Source organism: Streptomyces sp. MRC013, from assembly GCF_023614235.1.
GTDB lineage: Bacteria > Actinomycetota > Actinomycetes > Streptomycetales > Streptomycetaceae > Streptomyces.
The window spans coordinates 356,266-372,986 of sequence record NZ_CP094264.1 but is presented as its reverse complement, the minus strand read 5'-3'; the positions used below and the strand labels follow the sequence as shown (position 1 = coordinate 372,986).

Genomic DNA, 16,721 nt, shown 5'->3' with positions numbered 1-16,721 from the left:
CCTGACACGAACGGCCCCACCCGGCCCGGCAGACCTGGATAGGAAAAACCCGCCATGGCACACGACGGTTTTCATGTTTTCGACACGACGTTGCGTGATGGTGCTCAGCGGGAGGGGATCAGTCTGAGTGTGGCGGACAAGTTGAGTATCGCCCGGTATCTGGATGAGTTCGGGGTGGGGTTCGTCGAGGGGGGGTGGCCGGGGGCCAATCCGCGGGATACGGAGTTCTTCGCGCGGGCGGCGCGGGAGGTGGAGTTGCGTCACGCCCGGTTGGTGGCGTTCGGTGCGACGCGGCGTCCGGGGGTGCGGGTGGAGAGTGATCCGCAGGTGGGGGCGTTGGTGGAGTCGGGTGCTTCGGTGGTGACGTTGGTGGCCAAGGCGCATGACCGGCATGTGGAGCTGGCGTTGCGGACCACGTTGGAGGAGAACTTGGCGATGGTGCGGGAGACGGTGGCGTATCTGCGGGAGCGGGGGCGGCGGGTGTTCGTGGACTGTGAGCACTTCTTCGACGGGTATCGGGGCAATGAGGCGTATGCGCGGTCGGTGGTGGATGCGGCGTGGGGGGCGGGTGCGGAGGTGGTGGTGTTGTGTGACACCAATGGCGGGATGTTGCCGTCGGAGGTTCACGGGGTGGTTTCGCGGGTGGTGGCCGGTGGGGTGCGTGTGGGGATTCATGCCCAGGACGATGCGGGGTGTGCGGTGGCCAATACGCTGGCGGCGGTGGAGGCGGGGGCCAGTCATGTGCAGTGCACCGCCAACGGTTACGGGGAGCGGGTGGGTAATGCGGATCTGTTCTCGGTGGTGGCGGCGTTGGAGTTGAAGTACGGCAGGAGGGTGTTGCCGGTGGGGGCGTTGGCGGAGATGACGCGGATCTCCCATGCGGTTGCGGAGGTGGTCAATCTCGCGCCTGCGGCGCATCGGCCGTATGTGGGGGTGTCGGCTTTCGCGCACAAGGCGGGGTTGCACGCTTCGGCGGTCAAGGTGGATCCGGGTCTGTATCAGCATGTGGATCCGGAGCGGGTGGGCAACACGATGCGCATGTTGGTGTCGGACATGGCGGGTCGTGCTTCGGTGGAGTTGAAGGGCAGGGAGTTGGGGGTGGAGTTGGGTGGGGATCGGGAGTTGGTGGGGCGGGTGGTGGCGCGGGTCAAGGAGCGTGAGCTGCGGGGGTACACCTACGAGGCCGCCGACGCCTCCTTCGAACTCCTCCTGCGCGAAGAAACCGAAGGACGCGGGGAGCCCCGCTTTGAGCTGGAGTCCTGGAGGGTGATCGCGGAAGACGGGCCGGGCGCGCCGCGGGACGCGGAGGCGACGGTGAAGCTCCGCGCCCGGGGCGCGAGGGCCGTCGCCACCGCCGAGGGCAACGGCCCGGTGAACGCCCTGGACCGCGCGCTGCGCCGGGCGCTGCGGTCGGCCTACCCGGAGGTGTCGCGGTTCGAGCTGGTCGACTACAAGGTCCGCATCCTGGAGGGCCGCCACGGCACCGCGGCGAGGACCCGCGTCCTGGTGAGCGTCACCGACGGGCACGGGGCGTGGCAGACGGTCGGCGTCGCGGGCAACGTGCTCGCCGCGTCTTGCGAGGCGCTGGTGGACGCGTACACGTACGGACTCCGGTACGTCGGGCGCGGATCCGGCGGGCACACCGCCCCCGAACCGCTCGGGGAGGGGACGGGGGCGGCACGGGACGACGCGGCGTGCACGCTCACCGTGACGCTCCGGGACAGCCGCGGAGCGCTGGGCCGGATCGCCGCGACGCTGAGCAGCACGCCGGTGCTGGCGCTGTCGTACACGGTGGCGGACGCCGCCCGGGCCACCGCCGAGATCCGGGTGCCGCAGGCCCACGCCGTACGGGCGCGCGGCAAGCTGAACCGCATGGTGGACGCGCTGGCCGTCACCGAGGCGCAGCCGGCCCCGTCCTAGGACCGCGGACCGGGGTGCCCGGGCCGCCGCACGCGTCCCCGGGCACCCACCGCCGAGGCGTCCCCGGGGTGCCCGTGGAGCGCGGGCGCGGCGCACGGGATCCGACGCCGGCGCCCTCGTGCCCGGCGCCGGTGCCCGGTGGGACACGGGCGCCGGGCGGGGCGCCGCGCCGGGGGAGGAGGACGCTCCGGGCCGTCACCGGCGGATGAGGCCGAGACGGGTGGCGGCGGCGACGGCGGCGGTGCGGGAGTCGACGTCGAGCTTGGCGTAGACGCGGGCCAGGTGGGACTTGACGGTCCCCCTCGGTGAGGTGGAGCCGGTCGCCGACGGCCTGGTTGGACAGGCCCTCGGCGACCAGGGCGAGCACCTCGGTCTCCCGTCGGCTCAGGGCGGTGCCGGGGGTGCGCAGCCGGTTCATCAACCGGTCCGCGACGGCGGGCGCCAGCGTCGTACGGCCCGCCGCGGCGGTGCGCACCGCCGCGGCCAGGTCCTCGGGCGGCGCGTCCTTGAGCAGGTAGCCGGTGGCCCCGGCCTCGATGGCGGGAAGGGTGTCGGCGTCGGTGTCGTAGGTGGTGACGATCAGTACGCGGGGGGCGCCGGAGCGGGCGGTGATGGCGGCGGTGGCCTCGGCGCCGTTCATCCCCCCGCCGAACTGGAGGTCCATGAGGACGACGTCGACGTCGCCCCGGGCGGCGCGGTCGACGGCGGCCTCGGCGGTGGCGGCCTCGGCCACCACGTCGATGCCGGGTTCGGTCTCCAGTACGGCGCGCAGCCCCGCTCGTACGACGGGGTGGTCGTCGGCCAGGAGCAGGCGGATGGGCGTGTCGGTCACGGGCGGGCCTCGGGAGCGGGGTCGGGGGGACTGGGCGAGGGGCAGGCGGGCGGCCAGGGCGGTGCCGCGGCCGGGTGCGGACTCGACGGCGAGGGTGCCGCCGAGGGCGCGGGCGCGGGCGCGTATGGCGGCCAGCCCGAACCCGCCGGACTGCGGATCGGGGACGGGCAGGTCGCCGGGGTCGAAGCCGCGTCCGTCGTCGACGACGTCCACGGCCACCTGGTCGCCGAGGTAGCGGAGGGTCACCTCGGCGGTGGCGGCCCCGGCGTGGCGGACCGTGTTCGCGAGGGCGGACTGGGCGATCCGCAGCAGCGCGACCTCGTGCGCGGTCGGCAGCGGGACGGGGTCGCCAAAGAGGTGGAAGCGCGCGGCGATCCGATGGCGGGTGCTGGTGGTGGCGCACAGGCGTTCCAGCGCGTCGGCCAGGGTGCTGCCCTCCAGGGCGGGCGGGGCGAGGGCGGCGACGAAGCGGCGGGCCTCGGCGAGGTTGTCGACGGCCGTCTGCCGGGCCCGGTCGACGTAGCGGGCGGCGTTCTCCGGCGTGCCGGGCAGGGCGCGTTCGGCGGCGCGCAGCAGCAGCTGGATGCTGGAGAGGCCCTGGGCGAGGGTGTCGTGGATCTCGCGGGCCAGGCGCTCGCGCTCGGCCAGCACGCCGGCGGTGTGCTGGGCGGCGGCCAGGTCGGCGCGGGTGGCGGTGAGCTCCTCGATCAGGTGCCTGCGCCGCTCGCTCTCCCGGTACAGGGTCTGGTACCCCCGCACCACCGCGACCGCCACGGCGGCGCCCAGGGCCGGACCGATCGGCACCGTCGCCTCGAACGACCCGTGGTGCGAGGCGAATCCGAGGACGGCCGCCGCCGCGGTGGCCGTCACGGCGGCGGACCCGGCGCGGCGGGGCAGCAAGTGGAGCTGGAGGAAGTACAGCGGGAACGCCACCCACACCCCGTCGGGGGACAGGGCCAGCAGCACCAGCCAGAGGGCCCCCACGCCGGCCAGCCACAGCGCGGCGGCCCGCCGCGAGCGGCTCACGCGGGGCAGTGCGGGGCCGGCCGCGTACAGCAGGCCGCACGCCACCGCCGCGGCGACGACCCAGCCGGCGTGCGGACGGCCGCCCGCCACGGCCCGGATGCCGGCCAGCGCGAGCAGCCCGGCGAGCAGCAGGTGCAGGCACCAGGCCAGGGCGCGGGTGGTGGGGATGAGGACGGGAGCGGTGGTGTTCACAGTTCCCCCAGCCTAAGGAGGGACCCCGCGGCGCGGCCTCCATCGAAAGTGGGAAGCGACGTACCGTCCTTCGGCGCGCCGATTGCCGTCCTGGGCCGGATGCCCGGCCGGGGGGCCGGCGGCGACGGTGGGGGTCCCACGTCCCCACCCGTGAAAGGGCACACCACGCCGTGTTCGTCGCCTGGAGAGACCTGAAGTTCGCCAAGGGGCGCTTCGCCCTGATGGGCACCGCCATCGTGCTGATCACCCTGCTGGTCGGGCTGCTGTCCGGACTGACCGCCGGCCTGGGCCGGCAGAACACCTCCGCGATCACCTCCCTGCCCGCCGACGCGATCGCCTTCGACGCCCCCGGCGCCGGGGAGGAACCGTCGTACGCGAACTCCACCGTCGAGGAGGGGCAGTGGCGGCGGTGGGCCAGGACGCCCGGGGTGGACGGCGCCGAGCCGCTGGGCATCACCACCACCAGGGCGAGCGCCGGGGCCGGGAGCGCCGGCGTCTCGGCCTTCGGCGTCCGGCCCGGCTCCGTGCTCGCCCCCCTGGGCGACAGGATCGACGGCCGTGCGGCGGTCCTGTCCACCGCCGCCGCCGCCGACCTCGGAGTGGAGACGGGCGACGCCCTCACCCTCGCCGGACAGGAGGTGACCGTCGCCGCCGTGAGCGGTGACGCCTTCTTCAGCCACACCCCGGTCGTCTGGACCAGCCTGGACCTGTGGCGGAGGATCGCGCCCCCCACGGGCGGGGCCGACGCGCCGACCGCCACCGTCATCGTCCTGGACACCGCCCCCGGCGCCGACCTCGGGGCGGCCGACCGGGCCGCGGGCACCAGGACGGTCTCCACGGACGAATCGCTGTCCGCGATCGGCTCCTACGCCTCCGAGAACGGCTCGCTGCAGCTGATGCGCGGCTTCCTCTTCGCGATCTCCGCGCTCGTCATCGGCGCTTTCTTCACCGTGTGGACCATCCAGCGCAGCGGCGACGTCGCCGTCCTCAAGGCGCTGGGCGCCTCCACCGCCGGCCTCCTCGAGGACGCCCTCGGCCAGGCGGCCGTCCTGCTGGCCGGCGGCACCCTGGTCGGCACCGGCCTCGCCGCCGGCGTCGGCGCCCTCCTCGCGGGCTCGGCCGTACCGTTCCTCCTCACCCCCGCCACCGTCCTCCCCCCGGCCGCCGTGATGATCGCGCTCGGTCTGCTCGGCGCCGCCCTGTCCGTCCGCCGCATCACCTCCGTCGACCCGCTGACCGCCCTGGGGAGCGCCCGATGAGCCTGAGCCTGACCGACGTCACCCTCACCTACCCCGACGGCGACTCCCGCCTGACCGCCCTCGACCGCGTCACCCTGGAAGTGCCCGAGGGCAGCCTGACCGCCGTCGTCGGCCCCTCCGGCTCCGGCAAGTCCAGCCTCCTCGCGGTCGCCGCCACCCTCATCACCCCCGACGCCGGCACCGTCACCGTCGCCGGCACCGACACCACCGGCATGTCCCGCGGCGAACTCGCCGAGCTGCGCCGCCGCCGGATCGGCATCGTCTTCCAGCAGCCCAACCTGCTGCCCTCCCTCACCGCCGCCGAACAGCTCCAGGTCATGGCGCGGATCGACGGCCGCAAGCCGCGTGCCGCCCGGGGCCGGGCGATGGAGCTGCTCGACGCCGTCGGCCTCGCCGACCAGGCCGACCGGCGGCCCCACCGGCTCTCCGGCGGCCAGCGCCAGCGGATCAACATCGCCCGCGCCCTGATGAACGACCCCACCGTCCTGCTGGTCGACGAACCCACCAGCGCCCTCGACCGCGAACGCGGCGCCGCCGTCATCGAGCTGATCACCCGTCTCACCCACCAGCGGGCCACCGCGACCGTCCTGGTCACCCACGACCGCACCCACCTCACCGCGGCCGACCGGATCGCCGAGGTCCGCGACGGGCGCCTGCGCCTCGCCTCCCGCACCGCCCGGTAGCCGGCCCGGCCCGTCCGGTCCTCCCCGCCCCCGCCCGGGCCGCGTCCGGACGGGGTGCGACGGGGGAGGCGCGGCGGGGGAGGCCCCGCCCGGGCCGGGTTTGCGCACCCGCGCGGCGGTCACCCGGAGGGCACGACCGGCGTGCGTCGAGACGGCCCGCCAGGGGCCGGAGGGAGAAGCCATGGCTTCGGTGGCCGACTACGTACTGGAACGGCTGCGCGGATGGGGCGTCGAACGCGTCTACGGGTACCCCGGCGACGGGATCAACGGCCTGCTCGGCGCCTTCGGCCGGGCCGGGGACGGGCCGGAGTTCATCCAGGCGCGGCACGAGGAGGCCGCCGCGTTCATGGCGTGCGGGCACGCCAAGTTCACCGACGAGGTCGGCTGTTGCGTCGCCACGTCCGGACCGGGCGCGATCCACCTGCTCAACGGCCTGTACGACGCCAAACTGGACCGCCGGCCCGTCGTCGCGATCGTCGGCCAACAGCGCAGGACCAGTCTCGGTTCCTCCTACCAGCAGGAGATCCCCCTCGAACAGGTCTTCGCCGACGTGTCCGAGTACTGCCAGGTGGTCATGCACCCCGGCCAGGCGCGGCACGTCGTGGACCGGGCGTTCAAGACCGCGCTCACCACCCGCTCCGTCGCCACGGTCATCATCCCGGCGGACGTCCAGGAGGAGGAGGCACAGCCCTCACCGCCCAAGGAACACGGCTCCGTCTACTCCAGCATCGGCTGGAGCCGCCCGCGCGTGCTGCCCGACGAGGCCGAGCTCCGCAGGGCCGCGGACGTCCTCAACGAGGGCGCCAGGGTCGCCATGGTCGTCGGCCAGGGCGCCGCGCACGCCGAGGCCGAGCTCGCGGAGACCGCCGAACTCCTCGGCGCCGGCGTCGCCAAGGCGCTCCTCGGCCGCGAGGTCCTCCCCGACGACCTGCCGTTCGTCACCGGACCGATCGGCCTGCTCGGCAGCAGGGCCAGCGACGAGATGATCCGCGGCTGCGACACCCTGTTCATGGTCGGCACGTCCTTCCCGTACGCCGAGTGGCTCCCCGACGAGGGGCAGGCCCGCGGCGTCGAGATCGACATCGACGGCCGCATGATCGGCATGCGCTACCCGATGGAGGCCCACCTCGTCGGCGACGCCCGGGAGACGCTCAGGGCGCTGATCCCGCTGCTGCACCGCAAGGAGGACCGCTCCTGGCGCGGGAGGATCGAGAAGGACGTCGAGGAGTGGTACCGCGTCCTCGACCGGCGCGCCCACCAGAGCTTCGACGGCAAGGTCAACCCCCAGAGCGTCGCCGCCGAGCTGTCGCCGCGCCTTCCCGACCGCTGCATCCTCACTGCGGACTCCGGATCGGCCACCAACTGGTGGGCCCGCCACCTGAAGCTCCGGAAGGGCATGCACGCCTCGCTGTCCGGCACGCTCGCGACGATGGGCCCCGCCACCCCGTACGCCATCGCCGCCCGCTTCGCCCATCCGGACCGGCCGGTGATCGCCTTCATCGGGGACGGGGCGTTCCAGATGAACGGCATGAACGAGATGATCACCGTGAAGAGGTACTGGGACCGGCTCGCGGGCGGCCCACCGCTGGTCTTCTGCGTCTTCAACAACCAGGACCTCAACCAGGTCACCTGGGAGCAGCGCGCCCTCGCCGGCGACCCCAAGTTCCCCGGCTCCCAGGACATCCCGGACGTGCCGTACGCGCGGTACGCCGAACTCCTCGGGCTCGGGGGCGTCCACTGCGACGACCCGGAGAGGGTCGGCGCGGCCTGGGACGAGGCCCTGCGCAGCGACCGGCCGGTCGTCCTGGAGTTCAAGGTCGACGCGGACGTCGCCCCCATCCCGCCGCACGTCACGGCGGAGCAGGGGGCGAAGACCGCGAAGGCCGCCCTCCGGGACCCCGACGGGGTGGGCGTCGTCACCCGCGGCGTCCGGCAGAAGCTCGCCGGCCTCGCCGACCACCTGACCGGCGGCCGCGGCTCCGCCTGACGGGACCGACCCGGCCCCGCCCCGCTCCCCGGCAGGCCCCCGCCCCGCGCCCCGGCCGGGGCCGGCGGCGGTCAGGGGCGGGAGAGGTCGATCACGACCTTGACGTCGTCGTCGTGCGCGGTGAACGCCTCGCGGAAGCGGTCCAGCGGCACCCGCCGGGTGATCAGGCCGCCCAGCCACGACCGGTCGGCCCGGGCCAGTAGCGAGGCGGCCTGCCGGTAGTGGTCGAGGTTGGCGTTCACCGAGCCGACCACCGCGTCGTTCTCCAGGACCAGATCGCGGTTGACCGCCCCCGCGTCCACCGTGACCCGCCGACCGGCGGGGGAAACCCCGGTCAGGCACAGGACGCCGTACGGCGCGGTGCCGGACAGGGCCGCGAACACGACCTGTGCGGCACCGGTCGCCTCGATGACGACGTCGGGCCGCACCCCGTCCATCACCTCCCGGGGCCCGGCGCTGTGGTACGCCGCGCCGAGGGACCGCACGAGCCCCGGCTTCGGGCCCCGCCCGACCCGGTCCAGCACGTGCACCTCCAGGCCCCGCTCCACGCCGACCAGCGCGGCGAGCAGACCGACGGGACCGGCCCCGGTCACGAGGACGCGCCGCGGTTCGAACCAGGAGCGGCCTCCCACCAGGTCGACCTGCTGCCACGCCTTGACCACGATGGACGTCGGCTCCAGGAGGACCCCCACACCCTCCAGACCGGGGTCCAGGGCGACGGCGTAGTCGCACTCCACGGTCCAGTGCTCCGCGCCGTAGCCGTCGAGCTCCTTGATACCCCGCTCCCGGTAGCGGCCGTTGCGGCACATGTCGAAGTACCCGCGGGCACACGCCCCGCACGGGACGGGGTCCGGGCGGCGGACCACGCCGACCACCAGGTCGCCGGGGGAGAAGCCGCTCCCGGGCGGCGCCTGCTCGACCCGCCCCAGCGACTCGTGGCCGAGCACCATCCAGTCCCGCCCGGCGGGCGCGGCGCCGTAGCGCCCGCCGGCGATCTCCCGGTCGGTGCCGCAGACCCCCAGCGCCAGCCCCCGTACCAGCAGCTCCCCGGGGCCGGGGTCGGGCGGGGGGAGATCGCGGACCTCCATCGAGGCCGCGGGGCCGGGGCGGAGGGTCAGTGCGCGCATGGGCCGTCCTTTCCGTTCCACGTCAGGGGAGCACGGGCCTGTTCCACGTCGGGGAGGGGCACGGGACCGTTTTGCGCCGGGGGAGCACGGGGCCGTTTCCCGGCGAGGGACACGGGCCGCGGCCCGCCGCTCCGTTCCGCCGCGGGGGAGGCCGCGGCGGCACCCGCCGGCGAGCGGGGGCGGGAGGGGACAGTCGCCCCGTGAAGGCACCGCCCCGCTCCGGCGGGATTCCGGGCCCGGCGGGGCCCCGGCCCGGCCGTCCGGTCCCGCCCCCGGCCGGTGTGCGCCCCGGCCCGGGGCCCGGCCCTACGGCGCGGCACGTGACAGCCCCAGGCCTGACCCGATCACACGGCGCAGCGCGACCACGGCGGCAGCCGCCAGGATGCCGCCCCACGACGGGTCCCCGGTCAGTCGCATCAGACCGGCCGCGGTCAGGAAGTCCAGCAGGACGGCCAGGGCGCGGCGGGCGTCCCCGGTCAGCCGGCAGGCGACCGCCGCCGAGACCAGTCCCGCGCCGGTGACCAGCACGGACGCGGCCTGCAGCCAGGCGTTCACGACGAAGTCCCCGGGACGGACCGCTCCAGCGGCCCGCCGTCGTCGGTGATCTCCGTCCGCTCCTGCGCGATCTCGCGCCCGAGGAAGTAGTTGAGCGCGGTACGGATGGCCGCGATCGCCGCCAACTGCCCGATCTCGGTGAAGCTCGGCGCGACCGCCGTGCGCAGCACGTCCCCCGCCAACTGGAATTCCAGGCCCAGTACGAGGAAGCGCCCGAGGCCGAGCCGGATCCGGTTGAACCCGGCCACCCGGTCGGGCCTGCGCACACCGGCCCTGACGAACTGCACGAACGCCCAGACCGCACCGATGAAGATGATCAGCGCCCCGGCCGACTCGACGAGCCGCACCAGCAGGCCGATGACCTCGCGCAGGGTCGACTCGGGCAGGAGCTCCATCGACATGATCATGGCAGGCGGGTACCCCCGGGCCTCCCCACCGATGCCGCGTCCGGCCCGCCCGGTCCACCGGACTCACCCGGCCCGCCCATCGGGCCCGCCCGGCCCACTCAGCCCGCCCGGCCCGCACCACCGGTACACGGAGGGTCCGGCGGCCGCGCACCTCACGAGGCGGCCCTCACCGCGGCGAGCGCCAGCGCCGTGGTCTCCTCGGGCGTGCCCTCCACGGACACCACGGCGCCGTGCTCGTCGGGAGCCGGCGGTTCCAGGGCGTCGTACTGCGAGCGCAGCAGGCCTGGGGGCATGAAGTGGCCGCGCCGGGCGGTGAGGCGGGCGGCGATCAGCTCGGCCGGACCGTGCAGGTGGACGAAGAACACGCGCGGGGCCACGGAGGCGAGCCTGTCCCGGTAGCTCCGCTTGAGGGCGGAGCAGGCGATGACGCCGCCGCTGTCGAGGCGGTCGTGCAGCCACCCGGCGACCCGGTCCAGCCAGGGCGCCCTGTCCTCGTCGTCCAGGGGCACGCCGGCCCGCATCTTCTCGATGTTCCCCCGGGGGTGGAGGTCGTCCCCCTCCCCGTACGGAACGCCCAGGCGCTGTGCCAGGGCCCGGCCGACCGTGGACTTGCCGGAGCCCGAGACCCCCGCGACGACGACCAGTGGAGGAGCGTGATCCGGCATGTCCCGTCCCCGTTCGGCATCGTTCTTCGGACGGACCGGGTACCCGCCCGGTGCGTTCCGTACGCGAGGGGGATTGAGCCCGGCCGTCCGGGTGACCCGGCGGGGGTACGGCACACGAGGTGAGGAGTGGCCATGACCGGACCGGAGAGCCACGAGAGCCCGCTGGAGCGGGTCACGGGTGAGAAGGACGTCCACCCGGAGGAGGAGCGCGGGAGCGACCGGCCGCAGGAGCGCGGCGCGGAGCGGGACGGCGGGGGCGCGTCCGAGGACGCGTCGGGGGCGGGGAGCCGGAGACCGACTCGTGACGACTCCCGACATCCGCGATGGGCCGTGACGACCTCCGGCGCCCGCGACGACCCGTGACGATCCCCGACGGGTCCCGTGGCGCCCCGTGGCGATCCCCGACGGCCCGTGACGACTCACGGCGAGGAGGACCGGTGGCGACCAGGGCGAGAGGACCGGCGGTGACCGGTCGGATTCATACGCTGACGACCGGGCAGTGAGCCGACGTGGTCATTCCCGTTCACGACGTGAACCCGGCGCGGCGGATCCCCTGGGTGACGTACGCGTTGATCGCCGCCAACTTCGTCGTCTTCCTGCGGACCCCGGGGATGGCGGGCTCGCTGGCGGGCGAGGGCGGTCTGGCCCAGGCGTGCCGGCTGGAGGCGTTCCTCGGGCAGTGGGCGGCCGTACCGCGCGAACTGGTCCACGGCCGGCTGCCGGAGCTGGTGCCCACGGGCCAGGCCGCGGTGGGCCCCTCCGGCCCGGGCTGCCTCCTGGGGCCGCCCGGTTACGACAAGTCGCCGCCGCTGTCCGTCCTGACGGCGATGTTCCTGCACGGCGGCTGGCTGCACCTGCTCGGCAACATGCTGTTCCTCTGGGTGTTCGGCGACAACGTCGAGGACCGCCTCGGCAGGGTGCGGTACCTGCTGTTCTACGGACTCTGCGGCTATGCCGCCACCTACGGCTTCGCCCTGGTCGACGCGGGCTCGGGCACGCCGATGATCGGCGCCTCGGGCGCCGTCGCCGGAGTCCTGGGCGCCTACCTGGTGCTGTACCCCCGGGCCAGGGTGTGGGCCCTCGTGCCGTTCCTGATCCTCCTGCCGCTGCGCCTGCCCGCCTGGACGGTGCTCGGACTGTGGTTCGTCCTCCAGGCCGTGTACTCGTACGGGGCGGGCGTCTCGCATACCGGGACCGTGGCGTACCTGGCGCACGTCGTCGGCTTCGTGGTGGGGATGGCGTGCGCCGTGCCGCTGCGCCGGAACACCCCGCCGCCACCCGAGCCGCCGCGACCGCCGTGGGGGAGACGGGCGCGCCCCGGCCCCGCCAGGCCGGGACGCCCGCGTCCGGGCCGGTGACCCCGCCGGGCGGACCGCGCCTCGGGCCGGGCCCCCGAGGCAGCCGGTCCCGGACTTCCCGCCCGCCGGGACCGGCTGACGTGCGCGCGGTGGAACGGGGCGTTCCGGTGAGCGGCGGCGCGCCCGCCGCTCACCGGCCGGGCCGTCCGCCCCCGGCCGGGGACGGGGCCGGGGCCGGGGTGGGAAGGCGGACCGTCACGCGGGGCAGGAAGTAGCCGACGAGCGGCCCCGTGCACATGGCGACGAGCACGGTTCCCGCCCCGACGGCCCCGCCCGGGAGCCAACCGGTGCCCGCGACGGTGACCTCGACGCCGGTGCGCACGACCGCGACGGGCAGGCGGGTGAGCCGGACGAGTCCGGTCACGACGCCGTCGCGCGGGCCCGCTCCGAACTGCGCGCCGAGGTAGAGGGCGTCGAAGAAGGCCAGCGCGACGAGACCACGAGACCGAGTGCGAGGTGACCGATCTCGACGGGTGCTCCGTGCGGACGGGGAAGCGGGGCCGCGGTGGCGTCCGCGGCGAATCCGACGACGGCGACGTTGAGGAGCGTGCCGAGACCCGGCGGTTCCCGCATCGGGATCCACGCGAGGAGTACGAGGAGGGAGATCAGGTTCGTCGCCCAGCCGAACGAGATGCCGAGGGTCCTGGCGGTGCCGTCCGCGAGCACGTTCCAGCCGGCGGGTCCCGGACCGGCGTGGACGAGCACCGCCACGGCGGCTCCGTATCCCACCAGGCCGATCAGCAGCTGGGGGACGCGACGCGCCTTTCGGCCCGCCCGGATCTGGGCGAAGGCGCTCACGGGGACCGCCGGGGACCGGCCGTGGGGGCCGAGGCGGGCGGGGGCGCAGGGGGTCAGGAGGTGCCATGGGGCAGGGCTTCCGGGTATCCGGACCTCGTTTCCACGGCCAGAACGGCCACGCTGGCCGAGTGAAGATCACTTCGCACGCGGTGGCGCGCATGGTCGGGGCCTGGCAGGAGGGGCCCGGACCGGCGCACCGGAGGCTCTCCGACAGGCTGCGGCTGCTGGTCCTGGACTGGCGGCTCCCCCTCGGCTCGACCCTGCCGGGCGAGCGTGACCTGGCCGCCGCGCTCGGCACCGGCAGGACCACCGTCGGCACCGCGTACCGCACCCTGGTCGAGCACGGGTGCCTCGCCACGCGCGAGCGTGCCCGGGCGACCGTGCGGCTCCCCGGCGACACGCCGCCCGAGCGCCGGGCGGGTACGGATCCGTCGACCATCGACTTGTCCTTCGCCGCGCCACCCGCGCCCGCCGAGATCCTCCACGCCGCGTTCGCGGCCGCTCTCGAACACCTGCCACGCCACTTCGAGCGGCACGGCTACGACCGGAACGGCACCACCGAGCTGCGGGAGGCGGTCGCCGACTGGTACCGGCGGCGCGGACTGCCCACGCCACCCGACCACAGCCTGATCACCAACGGCGCACAGCACGCCCTCGCCCTCCTGGCGCGGACGCTCCTGTCCCCGCGCGACAAGGTCCTGATCGACCACCCGACCCACCCGCACGCGATCCGTGCGTTCACCGAGGCGCGGGCCCGCCTCCTGCCCGTCGCCGTGACGCCCTCGGACCGGGCCGTCCCTCCCGGCGGGGCGGCCCCGCCGGCGGGTCCCCCCCTCCGGCCAGCGGCCGGGTGGGCGAGCCCTTTCGGCCCGACCGCCGACCGGTGACGGTGCCGCGAGGCGCCGCAGGCCGGTTGCCTGAAGCCGCCCTACGCACGGCCGGGTCGAAAAGGCCCGGTGTGTCCACGGCGCCACCGGGGGCAGGAGGAGGACCGTGCCGACGAGGCGGCTTCCACCTCCTCACGGGTGACCTCTTTGTAGAACCGTTCCCCGTCCGCGCCGGTGACGTCGATGACCATCTTCGTCCACTCCGCGGCGGGCGCCTCAGGAACGTGCCCGAAGTGGTACTGGGCATTCCTGAGAAGTTCCTCTGTGAGTCGTACGCCCGTCAGACGCTCGGTGAGGGCAAGTACCGCCGCCTTGGTATCGGTGTCCGGGCCTGTGTCGTCCTCGTCCTCGGTCAGGTCGAAGCCGATCTCACGCATCATCGGGACCAGCTCGTCCGGGGTGCTGCCATACCTGTTCGTGGGCCGTTCGAAGCCGGTCCGCAGCTCACCGTCCTCAAACCAGTCGAAGAGGTCGATCGGCGCGCCCCCGTTGGTGGAATGCGACACGGCTCGCCCGTCCTGCGACAGGGACGGCATGAACCGTGACATCCCCACGCCCCCCGTTGAAGTCGAAGACGAGCGTCCACTCGCCGTCTGTGCCCGGCACGGTGAAGGTTCCCGCGATGAAGGAGTCGTCCCGGTAATCCGTCGCATCGCGATGCTCCGGATGCTCCTCGACCAGAGCGTCCAGTCCCTCACCCGTGCCCTTCGGCTCGGTCTCCATCAGACGCAGTACGTCGGTGGGGGTGGTGCCGCGGACGAGGGCCAGGCCGTATCCGCCCCTCAGTGCGTCGCCGAGCATCCGGGAGGAGCGGATCCAGGCGTAATCCCGCGCAGTCACCAAAGTCATGCACAGCAGTCTGCCTCCCAACACTGACAGACTTGCAGCCCGAGACTCCCACGACGACACCAAGAGCCGCAGCGCTTCGGGGATGCGGGCTCAGGTCAGCCAATCCAGTCTCGGAATCGAGCGTGTGATGGTCCGCATGCGCCGTCGGCCAAGGCGTCCTCGTAAGCCTGCCGGGCTACGGCTTCCATCTCTTCCGCCGAGGTGCCGGCGGACACGAGGGACCCTGAGCCGACCCCGATCGTGCATCGTGGATAGACCGGCTGAACGGCGTACCACCCGAAGGCGACGACGGCAACCAGCGCGGCCAGGGCGATGAAGCGGCGTCCGGGTGTGTGGAAGAACGGATTGATCACCTACGGATGGTACGGAACGTGCCTAACCTGCCGGCCTGCGCCCTACTCCGTCACAGACAGGGTGACGATCCCCCGCGACTCAAAGGCAACTGCATTGGCCGGCCCGGCCCCCGGTGGGCCCCGGCGAAGCAGCGGCGGCCCCGTCGGCGTCCGTGCCCTTCACGGGCGTGCGGTCGCCCTCGTCCTGCCGAGGCCGATCGGCGCGCCGGAGCCGCAGCGCGGCAGCGCGGCCGGCGGGGGAACGGTCGTCTTCCGGCGGCCGGGGCACAGGCGCCGCAGCGGCGGCGCGACGGGGACGGACGCGTCGGGCAGCCCGGCGATCCGCCGGGCGCGGGCCGACCGCCCCGCGCCCCGACCGCCCCGCGCCCCGACCGCCCCGCGCCCCGACCGCCCCGCGCCCCGACCGCCCCGCGCCCCGGCCGTGCCGGGACCGGACGCCCGGGATTGACCCTCGACCTTGTGCAGGGCGCAGAGTTCCGGGTGTGGAGAACGAGATGCGCAGCATCGGCGAGATGGCCCGGGACAGCGGACTGGGCGTGAGCACCCTGCGGTTCTACGACAGGGCCGGGGTGCTGGCCCCGGCCCGGGTGGACCCGGTGAGCGGCTACCGCTGGTACGCCGAGGAGCAGGTGGCGGAGGCCCGGCTGCTGGCTCGGCTGCGCCGGGCCGCCATGCCGCTCGCCGACATCCGGCTGGTGCTGGCCGGCTGGTCCAACGAGGACACCGACCTGGTGCGCGGGCTCCTGCAGACGCACCTGCGCCGTCTCGAACGCGGGCTGTCCGACGCCCGCAGCGAGTTCTCCACGCTCCGATCTCTACTCGACCACAGGGAGAACCCCATGGCCTTGCCCCGTGACACCGCCGGCACCGCCCGGCTGACGGTCCCCGCCCCCGCGCTGGCCGCCGCACTGGACGCGGTCCGCTTCGCGGTCGGCACCGACCCGGAGCTGCCGATGCTCCACGGCGTCCTGTTCGACGTGGAGGGCGACGGCCTCCGTGTCGTGGCCACCGACCGCTACCGGATGGCCGTCGCGCGAGTGGGCACCGCGGGGTACGGCGGCCCTCGCGTCCGGGCCCTCGTGCCGGCCCCGCTCACGGACGCGATGCGGGCGCTGCTGGGCGGCGGGGGACCGGCCGAACTCGCGCTGGACGGGACGCGGGCCGCACTGGAGACCGTGGACCGCCGGACGGCCGGCCAGTGCCTCGACCACGACTTCCCCGACTACCGCCGCCTGGTCCGCCTGCCGGCCGGACGCCGCGCCGTCGTCGACGCGCCGGCCTTCCGGGAGGCGGTGCGGACCGGCCCCGTGCGCACCGGCGAGGCGCGCGGGGAGGACGGCGTGCCCCACGGCCTCAGCGTGCTCCGGGCGGCGGACGACGGCACGGTGACCCTGTGCGATGACGGTGAGGACGACCCGGACAACGTCGCCGTCAACCGGGCCTTCCTGCTGGACGCGCTCGCCGCCGGAGCCCGGGACCGGCTCGTCCTGGAGTTCGGTTCCCCGACGGCGCCCCTCGCGGTCCGCCGCCTGGACGACGAGGAGACCTTCTCCCTGCTGATGCCGGTCCGCCTGGAGAACTGACCGCGGAACCCCCCATCCGGCCGTCCACACCGCCCGCGCCCGGCGTCCGTACCGCCCGTACCGGGCGCCGCGGACACCGGGCGCGGGCGGGGCCCCGCGAACGCCCCGGGACGCGGTCCGGGTGGAACCGCCCCGACTCACCCGTCCTGCCGGGCCGTCCCCCCGAGGTGTGGTGCGGGGCGTGGACGGGAGGGCCGGGGTCGGCGGCTCCGCCCCGGCAGCAAGGGGCGACGCCCGGCC

Annotated in this window: 16 protein-coding genes and 3 pseudogenes; 8 read left to right on the top strand and 11 right to left on the bottom strand. The window is 74.7% G+C overall.

Annotated features, from left to right (window positions below; all coding sequences use genetic code 11):
• Positions 1 to 54 precede the first annotated feature (54 nt).
• Positions 55 to 1,623: pseudogene (gene cimA, locus LUW75_RS01710) on the top strand (citramalate synthase); the annotation flags it as partial.
• A 492-nt stretch (positions 1,624 to 2,115) separates the two neighbouring features.
• On the opposite strand, the pseudogene LUW75_RS01705 reads toward cimA, so the two are convergent.
• Both LUW75_RS01705 and LUW75_RS24850 read right to left on the bottom strand, forming a co-directional pair.
• Positions 2,116 to 2,752, bottom strand: a pseudogene (locus LUW75_RS01705) (response regulator).
• A gap of 93 nt (positions 2,753 to 2,845) precedes the next feature.
• Positions 2,846 to 3,403 (bottom strand): annotated as a pseudogene (locus LUW75_RS24850) (sensor histidine kinase); the annotation flags it as partial.
• Between the two features lie 737 nt (positions 3,404 to 4,140).
• Here LUW75_RS24850 and LUW75_RS01695 point away from each other — a divergent pair.
• The 3 genes from LUW75_RS01695 to LUW75_RS01685 all read left to right on the top strand — a co-directional run bounded on the left by LUW75_RS01695 (position 4,141) and on the right by LUW75_RS01685 (position 7,899).
• Positions 4,141 to 5,229 carry an ABC transporter permease gene (locus LUW75_RS01695; RefSeq protein ID WP_250334038.1) on the top strand — a complete coding sequence of 363 codons (1,089 nt, stop codon included), beginning with the start codon at positions 4,141 to 4,143 and terminating at the stop codon, positions 5,227 to 5,229.
• Entirely contained in the window at positions 5,226 to 5,912 is a 687-nt protein-coding gene (locus LUW75_RS01690) for an ABC transporter ATP-binding protein (RefSeq protein ID WP_250334037.1), read from the top strand. The genes LUW75_RS01695 and LUW75_RS01690 overlap by 4 nt, the downstream gene beginning before the upstream one ends.
• Before the next feature lie 181 nt (positions 5,913 to 6,093).
• On the top strand, positions 6,094 to 7,899 hold the full coding sequence (locus tag LUW75_RS01685; protein ID WP_250334036.1) for a thiamine pyrophosphate-requiring protein: 1,806 nt from the start codon (positions 6,094 to 6,096) through the stop codon (positions 7,897 to 7,899).
• Positions 7,900 to 7,970: 71 nt separating this feature from the next.
• On the opposite strand, the gene LUW75_RS01680 is transcribed toward LUW75_RS01685, so the two are convergent.
• The 4 genes from LUW75_RS01680 to LUW75_RS01665 all read right to left on the bottom strand — a co-directional run bounded on the left by LUW75_RS01680 (position 7,971) and on the right by LUW75_RS01665 (position 10,653).
• Positions 7,971 to 9,026, bottom strand: a complete 1,056-nt coding sequence (locus LUW75_RS01680) for a glucose 1-dehydrogenase (RefSeq protein ID WP_250334035.1) — start codon at positions 9,024 to 9,026, stop codon at positions 7,971 to 7,973.
• Between the two features lie 306 nt (positions 9,027 to 9,332).
• Positions 9,333 to 9,581: a hypothetical protein gene (locus tag LUW75_RS01675; RefSeq protein ID WP_250334034.1), complete on the bottom strand. Its 249-nt coding sequence runs from the start codon at positions 9,579 to 9,581 to the stop codon at positions 9,333 to 9,335.
• Complete coding sequence (locus tag LUW75_RS01670) at positions 9,578 to 9,982, bottom strand: DUF1622 domain-containing protein (protein WP_250337509.1); 405 nt, start codon at positions 9,980 to 9,982, stop codon at positions 9,578 to 9,580. The genes LUW75_RS01675 and LUW75_RS01670 overlap by 4 nt, the downstream gene beginning before the upstream one ends.
• A 158-nt stretch (positions 9,983 to 10,140) precedes the next feature.
• Positions 10,141 to 10,653 carry a gluconokinase gene (locus tag LUW75_RS01665; protein ID WP_250334033.1) on the bottom strand — a complete coding sequence of 171 codons (513 nt, stop codon included), beginning with the start codon at positions 10,651 to 10,653 and terminating at the stop codon, positions 10,141 to 10,143.
• Positions 10,654 to 10,785: 132 nt separating this feature from the next.
• Here LUW75_RS01665 and LUW75_RS01660 point away from each other — a divergent pair, with 132 nt between their 5' ends.
• Together LUW75_RS01660 and LUW75_RS01655 are read left to right on the top strand one after the other, a co-directional pair.
• Positions 10,786 to 11,016: a hypothetical protein gene (locus LUW75_RS01660; protein ID WP_250334032.1), complete on the top strand. Its 231-nt coding sequence runs from the start codon at positions 10,786 to 10,788 to the stop codon at positions 11,014 to 11,016.
• Between the two features lie 146 nt (positions 11,017 to 11,162).
• The gene (locus tag LUW75_RS01655) at positions 11,163 to 12,011 is read left to right on the top strand and encodes a rhomboid family intramembrane serine protease (protein WP_250334031.1); all 849 of its coding nucleotides are present in this window, start codon (positions 11,163 to 11,165) and stop codon (positions 12,009 to 12,011) included.
• A gap of 130 nt (positions 12,012 to 12,141) precedes the next feature.
• Here the strand turns inward: LUW75_RS01655 and LUW75_RS01650 are convergent, their stop codons facing one another.
• Both LUW75_RS01650 and LUW75_RS01645 read right to left on the bottom strand, forming a co-directional pair.
• Complete coding sequence (locus tag LUW75_RS01650; protein WP_250334030.1) at positions 12,142 to 12,375, bottom strand: hypothetical protein; 234 nt, start codon at positions 12,373 to 12,375, stop codon at positions 12,142 to 12,144.
• Entirely contained in the window at positions 12,372 to 12,809 is a 438-nt protein-coding gene (locus tag LUW75_RS01645) for a YczE/YyaS/YitT family protein (protein WP_250334029.1), read from the bottom strand. Before LUW75_RS01645 ends, LUW75_RS01650 begins: the two co-directional genes overlap by 4 nt.
• Before the next feature lie 128 nt (positions 12,810 to 12,937).
• Between LUW75_RS01645 and LUW75_RS01640 the strand changes: the two genes are divergently transcribed.
• A complete protein-coding gene (locus tag LUW75_RS01640) occupies positions 12,938 to 13,696 on the top strand; it encodes an aminotransferase class I/II-fold pyridoxal phosphate-dependent enzyme (RefSeq protein WP_250334028.1) in 759 nt (252 codons plus the stop codon).
• A gap of 41 nt (positions 13,697 to 13,737) precedes the next feature.
• Here LUW75_RS01640 and LUW75_RS24235 read toward each other — a convergent pair whose 3' ends face one another.
• The 3 genes from LUW75_RS24235 to LUW75_RS01630 form a co-directional block, all read right to left on the bottom strand.
• Entirely contained in the window at positions 13,738 to 14,202 is a 465-nt protein-coding gene (locus tag LUW75_RS24235; protein ID WP_284453794.1) for a DUF6461 domain-containing protein, read from the bottom strand.
• A complete protein-coding gene (locus LUW75_RS24230) occupies positions 14,150 to 14,545 on the bottom strand; it encodes a DUF6461 domain-containing protein (RefSeq protein ID WP_284453793.1) in 396 nt (131 codons plus the stop codon). Before LUW75_RS24230 ends, LUW75_RS24235 begins: the two co-directional genes overlap by 53 nt.
• A gap of 95 nt (positions 14,546 to 14,640) precedes the next feature.
• Positions 14,641 to 14,898, bottom strand: coding sequence for a hypothetical protein (locus LUW75_RS01630; protein WP_250334027.1), 258 nt, complete (start codon positions 14,896 to 14,898; stop codon positions 14,641 to 14,643).
• Positions 14,899 to 15,392: 494 nt separating this feature from the next.
• On the opposite strand from LUW75_RS01630, the gene LUW75_RS01625 reads away from it, so the two are divergent.
• Positions 15,393 to 16,481 (top strand): DNA polymerase III subunit beta family protein, encoded by a 1,089-nt coding sequence (locus LUW75_RS01625; protein WP_462933779.1) that lies wholly within the window; start codon positions 15,393 to 15,395, stop codon positions 16,479 to 16,481.
• Positions 16,482 to 16,721 lie beyond the last annotated feature (240 nt).